This window comes from Citrobacter sp. CK199, from assembly GCF_030333285.1.
GTDB classification, from domain to species: Bacteria; Pseudomonadota; Gammaproteobacteria; order Enterobacterales; family Enterobacteriaceae; genus Citrobacter_B; species Citrobacter_B koseri.
Window position 1 is genome coordinate 69,075 of the sequence record NZ_JAOWGF010000021.1, and the last position, 14,327, is coordinate 83,401.

General features: G+C 55.8%; 12 protein-coding genes. 9 read left to right on the forward strand and 3 right to left on the reverse strand.

Translation table 11 applies throughout. From position 1 onward, the window contains the following. The first annotated feature begins 16 nt into the window (after nt 1–16). The gene (gene hslO, locus OGX75_RS01695; protein WP_024131015.1) at nt 17–895 is read left to right on the forward strand and encodes an Hsp33 family molecular chaperone HslO; all 879 of its coding nucleotides are present in this window, start codon (nt 17–19) and stop codon (nt 893–895) included. A 417-nt stretch (nt 896–1,312) separates the two neighbouring features. Beyond that, complete coding sequence (gene pckA, locus OGX75_RS01700) at nt 1,313–2,932, forward strand: phosphoenolpyruvate carboxykinase (ATP) (RefSeq protein WP_115625993.1); 1,620 nt, start codon at nt 1,313–1,315, stop codon at nt 2,930–2,932. Nucleotides 2,933–3,220: 288 nt separating this feature from the next. On the opposite strand, the gene envZ is transcribed toward pckA, so the two are convergent. Continuing rightward, nucleotides 3,221–4,573 carry a two-component system sensor histidine kinase EnvZ gene (envZ, locus tag OGX75_RS01705; RefSeq protein WP_012135512.1) on the reverse strand — a complete coding sequence of 451 codons (1,353 nt, stop codon included), beginning with the start codon at nt 4,571–4,573 and terminating at the stop codon, nt 3,221–3,223. Continuing rightward, the gene (ompR, locus tag OGX75_RS01710; RefSeq protein ID WP_001157751.1) at nt 4,570–5,289 is read right to left on the reverse strand and encodes an osmolarity response regulator transcription factor OmpR; all 720 of its coding nucleotides are present in this window, start codon (nt 5,287–5,289) and stop codon (nt 4,570–4,572) included. The genes envZ and ompR overlap by 4 nt, the downstream gene beginning before the upstream one ends. A 226-nt stretch (nt 5,290–5,515) precedes the next feature. Here ompR and greB point away from each other — a divergent pair, with 226 nt between their 5' ends. From greB to feoC, 5 genes are all read left to right on the forward strand, one after another. Beyond that, nucleotides 5,516–5,989, forward strand: coding sequence for a transcription elongation factor GreB (gene greB / locus OGX75_RS01715; protein ID WP_012135514.1), 474 nt, complete (start codon nt 5,516–5,518; stop codon nt 5,987–5,989). A 97-nt stretch (nt 5,990–6,086) separates the two neighbouring features. After that, on the forward strand, nt 6,087–8,417 hold the full coding sequence (locus OGX75_RS01720) for a Tex family protein (RefSeq protein ID WP_012135515.1): 2,331 nt from the start codon (nt 6,087–6,089) through the stop codon (nt 8,415–8,417). 425 nt (nt 8,418–8,842) lie between these two features. Then, a complete protein-coding gene (feoA, locus tag OGX75_RS01725) occupies nt 8,843–9,070 on the forward strand; it encodes a ferrous iron transporter A (RefSeq protein WP_012135516.1) in 228 nt (75 codons plus the stop codon). Nucleotides 9,071–9,088: 18 nt separating this feature from the next. After that, entirely contained in the window at nt 9,089–11,407 is a 2,319-nt protein-coding gene (gene feoB, locus OGX75_RS01730) for a Fe(2+) transporter permease subunit FeoB (protein ID WP_115614350.1), read from the forward strand. An 11-nt stretch (nt 11,408–11,418) separates the two neighbouring features. Further along, on the forward strand, nt 11,419–11,655 hold the full coding sequence (feoC, locus tag OGX75_RS01735; protein ID WP_012135518.1) for a [Fe-S]-dependent transcriptional repressor FeoC: 237 nt from the start codon (nt 11,419–11,421) through the stop codon (nt 11,653–11,655). 83 nt (nt 11,656–11,738) lie between these two features. Here feoC and bioH read toward each other — a convergent pair whose 3' ends face one another. Next, nucleotides 11,739–12,509 (reverse strand): pimeloyl-ACP methyl ester esterase BioH, encoded by a 771-nt coding sequence (gene bioH / locus OGX75_RS01740; RefSeq protein ID WP_199977306.1) that lies wholly within the window; start codon nt 12,507–12,509, stop codon nt 11,739–11,741. 37 nt (nt 12,510–12,546) lie between these two features. Between bioH and gntX the strand changes: the two genes are divergently transcribed. Both gntX and nfuA read left to right on the forward strand, forming a co-directional pair. Beyond that, nucleotides 12,547–13,230 carry a DNA utilization protein GntX gene (gene gntX / locus OGX75_RS01745; protein WP_286450966.1) on the forward strand — a complete coding sequence of 228 codons (684 nt, stop codon included), beginning with the start codon at nt 12,547–12,549 and terminating at the stop codon, nt 13,228–13,230. Nucleotides 13,231–13,288: 58 nt separating this feature from the next. Then, the gene (gene nfuA, locus OGX75_RS01750; protein ID WP_012135521.1) at nt 13,289–13,864 is read left to right on the forward strand and encodes a Fe-S biogenesis protein NfuA; all 576 of its coding nucleotides are present in this window, start codon (nt 13,289–13,291) and stop codon (nt 13,862–13,864) included. The last annotated feature ends 463 nt before the right edge of the window (nt 13,865–14,327 follow it).

Below are 14,327 nucleotides of genomic sequence, written 5' to 3' on the forward strand. Positions count from 1 at the left end.
CGCAAGAGAGATGATTATGCCGCAACATGACCAATTACATCGTTATCTGTTTGAAAACTTTGCCGTGCGCGGCGAACTGGTGACCGTATCGGAAACCCTGCAACAGATCCTCGAAAACCACGCCTATCCGCAGCCGGTAAAAACCGTGCTGGCCGAGCTGCTGGTCGCCACCAGCCTGCTGACCGCCACGCTGAAATTTGCCGGTGACATTACCGTGCAGCTACAGGGCGACGGCCCGCTGAGCCTGGCGGTGATCAACGGCAATAACAACCAGCAGATGCGCGGCGTCGCTCGCGTACAGGGCGAAGTGCCGGAAAACGCGGATCTGAAAACGCTGGTGGGCAACGGCTATCTGGTGATCACCATTACACCGGAAGAAGGCGAGCGTTATCAGGGCGTGGTCGGTCTGGAAGGCGACACGCTGGCGGCGTGCCTGGAAGATTACTTCCTGCGTTCCGAACAGCTGCCGACACGCCTGTTCATCCGCACTGGCGAGGTGGAAGGCAAACCGGCGGCGGGCGGAATGCTGCTACAGGTAATGCCCGCGCAGAACGCGCAGGCAGACGACTTCGATCACCTGGCGACGCTGACCGGAACCATCAAAACCGAAGAGTTGCTGACCCTTCCGGCTAACGATGTGTTGTGGCGTTTGTACCATGAAGAAGAAGTCACGCTCTACGACCCGCAGGACGTTGAGTTCAAGTGTACCTGTTCTCGTGAACGCTGTGCGGGCGCGCTGAAAACGCTGCCGGATGAAGAAGTGGACAGCATCCTGGCGGAAGAAGGCGAGATCGATATGCACTGCGATTACTGCGGCAGCCACTATCTGTTCAACGCGATGGACATTGCGGAAATCCGCAACAACGCCTCCCCTGCCGACCCGCAGGTGCATTAATCACTAGTAAAAAGCCTGATGGCGAATCGCTCATCAGGCTTACTCATTTACAGGTCAGATAAGACGCATCCGCGTCGTCATCCGGCCTGCCCCGCAAAATTCCGCACTTTTTGTTCATTTTTTCCTTCGTGGTGAATCGATATTTTATATGTAAGGGTTTCGTAAATTTCTTACATGAATGCGATTACACTCACAACATTCCCGCAGAATACACTCATTTTTAACGTTTTAAGAACATTTTCCACAACAAAAAAGGGTTCTCTGCCATAATAAGCGCCGCTTCGTGACAGGAGTCACAGCGTTTTCGGTCAATCGTGATTTTGTCCAGATACGTAAATCTATGAGCCTCGTCGCGGTTAACAAACCCTAAAAAACCCTACAATTTCAGGTAATACATATTGGCTAAGGAGTAGTGACATGCGCGTTAACAGCTTAACCCCGCAAGATCTCAAGGCTTATGGTATCAATGACGTTCAGGATATCGTTTACAACCCCAGCTACGACCTGCTGTACCAGGAGGAACTTGATCCTACTCTGGAAGGTTACGAGCGCGGCGTATTAACGAATCTGGGCGCCGTTGCCGTTGATACTGGTATCTTTACCGGACGTTCGCCGAAGGATAAATACATTGTCCGTGACGACACCACGCGTGACACGCTCTGGTGGTCCGACAAAGGCAAAGGCAAGAACGACAACAAACCGCTGTCCCAGGAAACCTGGCAGCACCTGAAAGGGCTGGTAACTCAGCAACTCTCCGGCAAACGCCTGTTCATCGTTGACGCCTTCTGCGGCGCTAACGCGGATACTCGTCTCTCCGTTCGCTTCATCACGGAAGTCGCCTGGCAGGCGCATTTTGTCAAAAACATGTTCATCCGTCCTGCGGACGAAGAACTGGTGGATTTCAAACCAGACTTTATCGTGATGAACGGCGCGAAATGCACCAACCCGCAGTGGAAGGAACAGGGGCTGAACTCTGAAAACTTCGTGGCCTTCAACCTGACTGAACGCATTCAGTTAATTGGCGGCACCTGGTACGGCGGCGAAATGAAAAAAGGGATGTTCTCCGTCATGAACTACCTGCTGCCGCTGAAAGGCATTGCTTCCATGCACTGCTCCGCCAACGTGGGTGAGAAAGGCGACGTCGCGGTCTTCTTCGGGCTTTCCGGCACCGGGAAAACCACCCTCTCCACCGACCCGAAACGCCGTCTGATCGGCGATGACGAACACGGCTGGGATGACGACGGCGTGTTTAACTTTGAAGGCGGCTGCTACGCGAAAACCATCAAGCTGTCTAAAGAAGCCGAACCGGAAATCTACAACGCTATCCGTCGCGATGCGCTGCTGGAAAACGTCACCGTTCGCGAAGATGGCGCCATTGATTTCGACGATGGTTCCAAAACCGAGAACACCCGCGTCTCCTACCCGATTTATCACATCGATAACATCGTTAAGCCGGTATCAAAAGCGGGCCATGCAACCAAAGTCATCTTCCTGACTGCCGACGCTTTCGGCGTGCTGCCACCGGTTTCTCGCCTGACGGCTGACCAGACGCAGTACCACTTCCTGTCTGGCTTTACCGCTAAACTGGCCGGTACTGAGCGCGGCGTTACCGAACCGACGCCAACCTTCTCTGCCTGCTTCGGCGCGGCGTTCCTGTCGCTGCACCCGACGCAGTACGCTGAAGTGCTGGTCAAACGCATGCAGGCATCCGGCGCACAGGCGTATCTGGTAAACACCGGCTGGAACGGCACGGGCAAACGTATCTCCATCAAAGATACGCGCGCGATTATCGACGCCATCCTGAACGGCTCTCTGGATAATGCGGAAACCTTTAATCTGCCGATGTTTGACCTGGCGATCCCGACCGAGCTGCCGGGCGTAGAGACACGTATTCTTGACCCGCGTAACACCTACGCGTCACCGGAACAGTGGCAGGAAAAAGCCACCGCGCTGGCGAAACTGTTTGTCGAGAATTTCGAGAAATACACCGATACCCCAGCCGGTGAAGCGCTGGTCAGCGCCGGGCCGAAGCTGTAAAAAAACACGCCGGATGGCGGCTGCGCCTTATCCGGCCTACAGAGCACACGTTGTTGTAGGCCCGGTAAGCGTAGCGCCACCGGGCGCAATACCGGATGGCGGCTGCGCCTAATCCGGCCTACGGAGCACACGCTGTCGTAGGCCCGGTAAGCGTAGCGCCACCGGGCGCAATGCCGGATGGCGGCTGCGCCTTATCCGGCCTACGGAGCATACGTTATTGTAGGCCCGGTAAGCGTAGCGCCACCGGGCGCTGAGAAACAAAAAGGGAGGCATTTCGCCTCCCTTTTCTTATGCGTCTTTCGTCGAACCCGGTACGCGAGCGACCGGAATCGGCAGCCAGGCGCGAATAGAAAGCCCACCGCGCTCGCTGGAGCCAATCTCCAGCATACCGTTATGGTTATCCACAATACGCTGCACAATCGCCAGCCCCAACCCGGTGCCGCTGGTGCTGCGCGCGCTGTCGCCACGCACAAACGGCTGGAACAGGTGCTTACGCTGTTCCGGCTTAATGCCCGGCCCATCGTCTTCAACCTGGAACCAGGCGCGATGCGGTTCCGTACCGCTGCTGACCTTGATCCAGCCATTGCCATAACGGGCGGCGTTGACCACCATATTGGCGATCGCGCGTTTAATCGACAACGGATGCATTTTCACCTGAATACTGCCCGGTTGCAGAGCGGTATCAATTTCCCGCTCGTAGCCGCTTTCCGCCGCAATAACCTCACCCAACACGGCATTCAGATCGGCCATCTCCATCGGCATTTCCTGACCGGTACGCAGGTAATCGATGAATTGTTCGATAATGGCGTTGCACTCTTCGATGTCCTTATTAATGGACTCCGCGAGATAGCCGTCCTCTTCACCCATCATTTCGGTAGCCAGGCGGATACGCGTCAACGGTGTGCGCAAATCGTGGCTCACGCCCGCCATCAGCAAGGTACGGTCATCAGCCAGTTGCTTCACACCCGCCGCCATATGGTTGAAGGCGCGGGTCACAGAGCGCACCTCCGACGCGCCATACTCGCGCAGCGGCGGCGGAATCATGCCTTTCCCCACCTGCAACGCAGCATGTTCAAGATCGACCAGCGGTCGGTTCTGGATACGAATAAACAACCATGCGCCGCCTATCGCCAGCAGCATAATCGCCAGCGTATAGCGGAACAGCGGGGAGAAATCGCCCTGATGGATTTCCGTCAGCGGCACGCGCACCCAGATATTGGGCGACAGCCAGGTTTTCAGCCAGACCACCGGCGAACTTTTGTTGACCTCAACGCGCACTTCCGTCGGGCCGCCCAGCTGCTGCGCCATCTGATGGCTTAAGAATTCATAGTGTTGCGCCCAACGCAGCCCGGCCTCTTCGGCAGCCTCGTTGGAATAGAGAGAAATCCCCAGCTCACGATAGATTTCCCGGCGGAACGCAGGCGGCACCACCAGTTGCGTGCCGTCCTCCAGTTGCAGCTTATCGGTCATCAGCATACGAACTTCGTAGGCCAGAACCTTATTAAACTGCTGGAGGCTCGGCAGAATCGCAAAGTTCAGCACCACCAGATAAGTCGTCACCAGGCTGACGAACAGCAAGGTGACGATGAGCAGTAGCGTGCGGGCAAATGAACTTCGCGGTGAGAAGCGCATTCGCCTCATGCTTTAGAACCGTCCGGTACAAAGACGTAGCCCAGGCCCCAGACGGTCTGAATGTAACGTGGATGCGCCGGATCTTCTTCCACCATGCGGCGCAGACGGGAGATCTGCACATCGATGGAGCGTTCCATCGCAGAGTATTCACGACCGCGCGCCAGGTTCATCAGTTTATCGCGGGAGAGCGGTTCGCGCGGGTGGCTGACCAGCGCTTTCAGTACCGCAAATTCACCGCTGGTGAGCGGCATCGGTTCGTCTTCGCGGAACATTTCGCGGGTGCCGAGGTTCAGCTTGAACTTACCGAAGGCGATTACCGCTTCTTCCTGCGAAGGCGCGCCCGGCAGTTCGTTCGCCTGACGGCGCAGCACAGCGCGAATACGCGCCAGCAGTTCACGCGGGTTGAATGGCTTCGGAATGTAGTCGTCGGCACCGATCTCCAGACCCACAATGCGGTCCACTTCTTCACCCTTCGCCGTCACCATGATGATCGGCATAGGGTTGCTCTGGCTGCGCAGACGGCGGCAAATTGACAGGCCATCTTCGCCAGGCAGCATGAGGTCCAGTACCATAAGATGGAAGGACTCACGGGTCAGCAGACGATCCATTTGCTCGGCGTTTGCCACGCTTCGAACCTGGAAGCCCTGCTCGGTCAGATAACGTTCCAGTAGCGCGCGCAGGCGCATATCGTCATCCACCACCAGAATCTTATAATTCTCTTGCATTGTTTTACTCCCAAAGGTTCGCAACAATTGAATGTGTGTATTCTTAAAAAAGCTTACGTTCGTCACCAGCGAATTCTGGTATAAATTCCAGGCTAAATTGTTACAAAGCATATTTAACAGCAGCTTAAGTATACAATTAATCTTGCGACACATTATTTATTCTGCTGCGGCGATCACGTAATACGTATTGTGCGCATCGCCAAATAGTCAAAGGTAAATCAACGAGATGAAAACGCCCCTGATTACCCGGGAAGGGTACGAAAAACTCAAACACGAGCTGAATTATCTCTGGCGGGAAGAGCGCCCGGAAGTCACCAAAAAAGTGACCTGGGCTGCGAGTCTTGGGGACCGCAGCGAAAATGCCGACTATCAGTATAATAAAAAGCGCCTGCGTGAGATCGACCGTCGTGTTCGTTATCTGACCAAATGCATGGAAAACCTGAAAATCGTCGATTATTCCCCGCAGCAGGAAGGCAAAGTGTTCTTCGGCGCGTGGGTGGAGATCGAAAACGATGAGGGCGATATCCGCCGCTTTCGCATCGTCGGCTACGATGAAATTTTCGGTCGTAAGGATTACATCTCCATCGACTCGCCTATGGCGCGGGCGTTGCTGAAAAAAGAAGTGGGCGATCTCGCGGTAGTACACACGCCCGCCGGCGAGGCCAGCTGGTACGTTAATGAGATCGAATACGTAAAATAGCGCCGGAACAATCCGAAGCCCCCGCTGATGACTGGCAATTTTGCCAGTCAATCCGTATAACTATCCCCTGATTTTTTACTCAGATGAAACTAAATCCATGATGAATGATTCTTTCTGCCGCATTATCGCGGGTGAAATTCAGGCACGCGCCGAACAGGTAGACGCTGCCGTTCGCCTGCTTGACGAAGGGAACACCGTGCCGTTTATCGCACGTTATCGTAAGGAGATCACCGGCGGGCTGGATGACACGCAGTTGCGTAATCTGGAGACCCGTCTGGGATATCTGCGTGAACTGGAAGACAGACGTCAGGCCATTCTCAAGTCCATTTCCGAGCAAGGCAAGCTGACCGATGAGCTGGCTAACGCCATCAACGGCACGTTAAGTAAGACCGAACTCGAAGACCTCTACCTGCCCTACAAACCCAAGCGTCGCACGCGCGGGCAAATCGCCATCGAAGCCGGACTTGAACCGCTGGCCGACCTGCTGTGGACAGACCCGTCCCACACCCCGGAAACGGAAGCGGCAAAATACATCGACGCTGACAATGGCGTGGCGGACGCCAAAGCAGCCCTTGATGGCGCGCGCTATATTCTGATGGAGCGTTTTGCCGAAGACGCGGCGCTGCTGGCGAAAGTGCGCGATTATCTGTGGAAGAACGCCCATCTGGTCGCGACCGTCGTAAGCGGCAAAGAGGAGGAAGGGGCGAAATTCCGAGATTACTTCGATCATCACGAACCGATCGCCACCGTCCCTTCACACCGTGCGCTGGCGATGTTCCGTGGCCGCAACGAAGGCGTGCTGCAACTGTCGCTGAATGCCGACCCGCAATTCGATGAGCCGCCCAAAGAGAGCCACTGCGAGCAGATCATCCAGGATCACCTCGGCCTGCGTCTGAACAACGCTCCGGCGGATAGCTGGCGCAAAGGCGTGGTGAGCTGGACATGGCGCATCAAAGTCCTGATGCATCTCGAAACCGAACTGATGGGCACCGTGCGTGAACGCGCGGAAGATGAAGCCATTAATGTCTTTGCCCGCAACCTCCACGATCTGCTGATGGCGGCGCCTGCTGGCCTGCGCGCGACTATGGGTCTCGATCCGGGTCTGCGTACCGGCGTGAAGGTCGCCGTAGTGGACGGTACCGGTAAACTGGTCGCCACCGACACTATTTATCCACATACCGGTCAGGCGGCTAAAGCTGCGGTGGCGGTTGCCGCGCTGTGCGAAAAACACAACGTTGAGCTGGTGGCGATTGGTAACGGCACGGCATCGCGCGAAACCGAGCGCTTCTTCCTCGACGTGCAGAAACAGTTCCCGAAAGTGACGGCGCAGAAAGTGATCGTCAGCGAAGCCGGAGCATCGGTGTATTCCGCTTCCGAGCTGGCGGCGCTGGAGTTCCCGGATCTGGACGTTTCGCTGCGCGGCGCGGTCTCTATCGCCCGTCGTCTGCAAGACCCGCTGGCGGAGCTGGTGAAAATCGATCCGAAATCCATCGGCGTCGGCCAGTATCAGCACGACGTCAGCCAGACCCAGCTTGCCCGTAAGCTGGATGCCGTTGTGGAAGACTGCGTAAACGCCGTCGGCGTCGATCTCAATACCGCGTCCGTACCGTTGCTGACCCGCGTGGCAGGCTTAACGCGCATGATGGCGCAGAATATCGTCGCCTGGCGTGATGAAAACGGTCAGTTCCAGAACCGCCAGCAGTTGCTGAAAGTGAGCCGTCTGGGGCCGAAAGCCTTTGAACAGTGCGCGGGCTTCCTGCGCATCAACCACGGCGATAACCCGCTGGATGCCTCTACCGTTCACCCGGAAGCCTACCCGGTGGTCGAGCGTATTCTTGCCGCCACCCAACAGGCGCTGAAAGCGCTGATGGGCAACAGCAGCGAGCTACGCAATTTGAAAGCGGTGGATTTCACCGACGACAAATTCGGCGTGCCAACCGTTACCGACATCATCAAAGAGCTGGAAAAACCGGGCCGCGACCCGCGTCCAGAGTTCAAAACCGCGCAGTTTGCTGATGGCGTAGAAACCATGAACGACCTGCAACCGGGCATGATTCTGGAAGGCGCCGTAACCAACGTCACCAACTTTGGCGCGTTTGTGGATATCGGCGTACATCAGGACGGTCTGGTGCACATCTCTTCCCTGTCGAATAAGTTCGTCGAAGATCCACACACCGTGGTGAAAGCGGGCGACATCGTGAAGGTGAAAGTGCTGGAGGTTGACCTGCAACGTAAGCGCATCGCGCTGACCATGCGTCTGGACGAGCAGCCGGGTGAAACCAACGCCCGTCGCGGCGGCGGCAACGATCGCGCCCAGGGCAACCGCCCGGCGGCAAAAGCGGCGAAGCCGCGTGGTCGTGACGCGCAGCCTGCGGGCAACAGCGCCATGATGGACGCGCTGGCGGCCGCAATGGGTAAAAAACGCTAATCAAGCCTTATGCTTGTAGGCCGGATGAGGTATCTATACCGCCATCCGGCCGTTATATTTGAAATTAACAATTAAATCTTACGAATTAAATTGCTTAATTCATTACCCGCCTGTTGCCAGCACTGGTAATTATCAATTCATTAACAGATGAAACCTTAATTAAACATTAGCAACGCTGAATAATGTTTAAATCAACACGTTCTTTTTAAGACGAATAAATGTTGAGCCATGTCAAAACTGACTCAATTTATTATCCATTTCTACATTCCGTCACATTTTAATCATTGATGATAAAAACCATTCTCATTATCATTGTCTTGTTGATTATTTAATCTTTCTTTCGTTGGCTAATCATCTGGTCTTATGCCGCCTCCTGAGCGCGCATGAGGTATACGTCCAGTTAGCGAGAAACAAGTAGGCCCCCTATGCAATTCATTCCAGACACGGCGTGGAAAATTACCGGCTTTTCCCATGAAATCAGCCCGGCATATCGTCAGAAACTGCTTTCACTCGGCATGTTGCCAGGTTCTTCATTTAACGTAGTGCGCGTCGCCCCATTAGGCGATCCTATTCATATCGAAACTCGCCGCGTGAGCCTGGTATTACGTAAGAAAGATCTGGCGTTATTAGAAGTGGAAGCGGTTTCCTGTTAATTCGGTGAGTCTATAAAAATGAAAAAATTAACCATTGGTTTAATTGGTAATCCAAATTCCGGCAAGACAACATTATTTAACCAGCTCACCGGCGCGCGTCAGCGTGTGGGGAACTGGGCGGGTGTTACCGTTGAACGCAAAGAAGGTCAGTTCGCAACAACCGACCATCAGGTCACGCTGGTCGATTTACCCGGCACCTATTCACTGACCACCATTTCGTCACAAACTTCCCTCGATGAACAAATCGCCTGCCATTACATTCTGAGCGGCGACGCAGACCTGCTGATCAACGTGGTGGATGCCTCTAACCTTGAGCGCAACCTCTACCTGACGCTGCAACTGCTTGAGCTGGGCATTCCCTGCATTGTGGCGCTCAACATGCTCGACATCGCGGAGAAACAGCAGGTTCGCATTGATATCGACGCGCTGTCCGCACGCCTTGGTTGCCCGGTTGTGCCGTTGGTTTCCACACGCGGCCGTGGGATTGAAGCCCTGAAACTGGCTATCGATCGCTATAAAGAAAACGAAAACGTTGAGCTGGTACATTATGCTCAGCCGTTGCTGCGCGAGGCCGAATCGCTGGCCGACGTCATGGCGGCGGATATGCCGGCGCAACAGCGCCGCTGGCTGGGCTTGCAGATGCTGGAAGGCGATATCTACAGCCGCGTTTACGCCGGTAATGCCGCGCAAAACCTTGAGGCGTCGCTCACTCGCCTGAGTAAAGAGATGGATGACCCGGCGCTGCACATCGCCGATGCGCGTTATCAGTGCATCGCCGCGATTTGCGACGTGGTCAGCAACACCCTGACGGCGGAACCCAGCCGTTTCACCGCAGCGGTAGATAAGGTCATCCTGAACCGTTTCCTCGGGTTGCCGATTTTCCTGTTCGTCATGTACCTGATGTTCCTGCTCGCCATTAACATTGGCGGCGCGCTGCAACCGCTGTTCGACGTGGGTTCCGTGGCGCTCTTTATACACGGCATACAGTGGATCGGCTACACGCTGCATTTCCCGGACTGGCTCACCATTTTCCTCGCGCAGGGGCTGGGCGGCGGTATCAATACCGTTCTGCCGCTGGTGCCGCAGATCGGCATGATGTACCTGTTCCTCTCTTTCCTGGAGGACTCCGGCTACATGGCGCGCGCGGCGTTCGTTATGGACCGTCTGATGCAGGCGCTGGGGCTGCCGGGTAAATCGTTCGTGCCGCTGATTGTCGGCTTTGGCTGTAACGTCCCGTCCGTGATGGGCGCCCGTACCCTGGACGCGCCGCGTGAACGCCTGATGACTATTATGATGGCGCCGTTTATGTCCTGCGGCGCACGTCTGGCGATTTTCGCCGTGTTTGCCGCCGCGTTCTTTGGGCAAAACGGCGCGCTGGCGGTTTTCTCGCTGTATGTATTGGGTATCGTGATGGCGGTACTGACCGGCCTGATGCTTAAACACACGATTATGCGCGGCGAAGCCTCTCCGTTCGTGATGGAACTGCCGGTCTACCATGTGCCGCACATCAAAAGCCTGGTGATCCAGACCTGGCAACGCCTGAAAGGCTTTGTGCTGCGTGCCGGTAAGGTCATCATCATCGTCAGTATTTTCCTCAGCGCGTTTAACAGCTTCTCCCTGAGCGGAAAAATCGTCGATAACATCAACGACTCTGCGCTCGCGTCCATCAGCCGCGTGATTACGCCTGTCTTTAAACCGATTGGCGTTCATGAAGATAACTGGCAGGCGACCGTTGGCCTGTTCACCGGCGCAATGGCGAAAGAGGTGGTGGTAGGGACGCTGAACACCCTCTATACCGCTGAAAATATTCAGGAAGAAGAGTTTAATCCGGCTGACTTCCATCTCGGCGACGAGCTGCTGGGCGCGGTCGATGAAACCTGGCAAAGCCTGAAAGACACCTTCAGCCTTAGCGTACTGGCTAACCCAATCGAAGCCAGCAAAGGCGACGGTGAAATGGCGACCGGGGCGATGGGCGTGATGGACGCGAAGTTTGGCAGCGCCGCTGCCGCATACAGCTATCTGATTTTCGTTCTGCTGTATGTACCGTGCATCTCGGTGATGGGGGCTATCGCGCGTGAATCCAGCCGAGGCTGGATGAGCTTCTCGATTCTGTGGGGGCTGAATATCGCCTACTCGCTGTCTACCCTGTTCTATCAGGTTGCAAGCTTTAGCCAGCATCCGACCTATAGCCTGGTCTGCATTCTGGCGGTCATCCTGTTTAACATCGTGGTGCTGGGGCTGTTACGACGCGCCCGCAGCCGGGTGGATATCGAACTGCTGGCAACGCGTAAAACGGCCAGCGCCTGCTGCGCAAGCCCTGTCGGCAACTGTCACTAAGGTTGAGAACAATGGCGTCACTTATTCAGGTTCGTGATTTACTGGCTTTGCAGGGGCGTATGGAGGCAATGCAGATTAGCCGCACGCTGCATACGCCGCAGCCGATGATCGACGCGATGCTGAATCAGCTGGAGAATATGGGCAGGGCCGTGCGGATTCAGGAAGATCCCGACGGCTGCCTGTCCGGTAGCTGCAAAAGCTGCCCGGAAGGAAAAGCCTGTCTCCGGGAGTGGTGGACGTTGCGTTAACGTTCTGCCGGATGGCGAACGGTAGCTAACCTGTAGGCCGGATAAGGCGTTTACGCCGCTATCCGGCACTGCATAGACAATAATTATATCTTCTGCTTTAACGCCATCAACGCCTGACAAAATTCGCCGGGATGCGAAATAAACGGCGCATGGGCGGCCTTTGCAAACACCTGAGATTCACTCTCCGGCCATGCGGCATCCAGCATCGGCACGACTTTGCGCGGCACCAGACCATCCAGATAACCATACAGACGCAGGAACGGCATGGTCAGCGATTTAAGCGGCTCGCGCAGGTCGGCCGTTTTCAATATCTCCAGCCCACCGTTCAGTACCGCAACCTCCGGCATCGGCAACGCCAGCACGGCACTTTTCAGCGTGCGGGCATCCTGACGCGCGGTTTCGGTGCCTAACGTTTGCAGCGCCAGAAAACGCTCCACCGTACGCTGGAAATCTTCGCTGAGCTGCTGTTGAAATCCCGCCAGGATATCCGGCTTAATACCCGGCCACGCTTCGCGAGCACTGAAACAGGGCGATGATGCGACGGTCACCAGCGCCTGAACGCGTTCAGGATGGGTTAACGCCACCTGGCTCGCCACCAGCCCTCCCAGACTCCAGCCAAGCCAGACGGCTTTATCAGGCGCCTGTTTCAGCACATGCTTCGCCATCTGCTCCAGCGACATCGCGCCAAAACCCTGGCTGCGGCCAAATCCGGGTAAATCGACAAGATGCAGCGTGAAATGCGCGCAGAGTTCCTCACGAATGCAATTCCACACTTCCGCATTCAGTCCCCATCCGTGCAGCAGCACAAGATGGCAATTTCCCTGACCTTCAGTCTGCCACCAGATGTCATTCATCAGTTACTGTTCTCTTTTGGCTAACAAGGATGAACATATGCTAACAGTACCGGGATTATGCTGGCTATGCCGAATGCCGCTGGCGTTGAGTCACTGGGGGATTTGTTCGGTTTGCACGAGAGCGGCGCGTCGCCGCGTCAGCCTGTGCCCGCAGTGTGGATTACCCGCTGCGCACGTCGCCATTCCCTGCGGGCGTTGTCTGCAAAAACCCCCGCCGTGGCAGCGTCTGGTGACGGTCAGCGACTACGTACCGCCGCTGAGTTTACTTATCCACCAGCTAAAATTCTCTCGCCGCAGCGACGTCGCCGCCGCCCTTTCACGCCTGCTGTTGCTGGAAGTCTTACACGCGCACCGCGCATCGACGCTTCCGCTACCGGATCGCTTAGTCAGCGTGCCGCTCTGGCAGCGCCGTCACTGGCGCAGGGGATTTAACCAAAGCGATCTGCTGTGTCGCCCCCTGGCGCGCTGGCTGGGCTGCGGCTGGGACAGCCGAAGCGTCACGCGCCTTCGCGCCACCGCCACTCAGCACCATCTCAGCGCCCGATTGCGCAAACATAACCTGAAAAATGCGTTTCGCCTTGAATTGCCGGTACAGGGACTCCATATGGTCATTGTGGATGATGTCATCACTACCGGAAGTACCGTCGCGGAGATCGCGCAGCTGCTTTTGCGCAACGGCGCGGCGACTGTCCAGGTATGGTGCCTGTGTCGAACCTTGTAGAGCCTCGATGATGGGCGTATTATAACCAAGTAAAATAGTCAACTATTAGGCCATTACTATGATCCATATTTCCGATGCTGCACAAGCGCACTTTGCCAAACTGCTGGCAAATCAGGAAGAAGGGACACAAATCCGCGTATTTGTGATCAATCCCGGTACGCCTAACGCTGAATGCGGCGTTTCTTATTGTCCGCCGGACGCCGTGGAAGCAAGCGACACTGCCCTGAAATTTGACCTGCTGACCGCTTATGTTGATGAACTGAGCGCGCCGTATCTGGAAGATGCCGAGATCGATTTCGTCACCGATCAGCTGGGTTCTCAGCTGACGCTGAAAGCGCCAAACGCCAAAATGCGTAAGGTTGCTGATGATGCGCCGCTGATGGAACGTGTGGAGTACATGCTGCAATCACAGATCAACCCGCAGCTTGCCGGTCACGGCGGTCGCGTCTCTCTGATGGAGATCACCGACGAAGGCTACGCCATTTTGCAGTTTGGCGGCGGCTGTAACGGTTGCTCGATGGTCGATGTGACCCTGAAAGAAGGGATCGAGAAGCAGCTGCTGAATGAATTCCCTGAGCTGAAAGGCGTTCGCGATCTGACCGAACACCAGCGCGGCGAGCACTCTTACTACTAAGATTCTGCCCGGTGGCGCGTCGCTTACCGGGCCTACAATGCATATCCCGTAGGCCGGATAAGGCGTTTACGCCGCCATCCGGCGTTTTGCCCGGTGGCGCGTCGCTTACCGGGCCTACAATGTATATCCCGTAGGCCGGATAAGGCGTTTACGCCGCCATCCGGCGTTTTGCCCGGTGGCGCGTCACTTACCGGGCCTACAATGTATATCCCGTAGGCCGGATAAGGCGTTTACGCCGCCATCCGGCGTGATGATATCTTCCGCTTTTCTCCTCCGATAACATGACCTGCCTCTCATAATTTAAATTTTGCCTGCCAGGGTGATTCTCAATCGCTATATGTTACCCGTATCATTCATATGGGCACCAAACATCCCCATAACAGCCGACTAAACCAGATAGTGTTAAAGTCAATCAGTGTTGGTGCCGTTACGCTTCTGTTCCCGGTTGGGACAAGCGGAATTT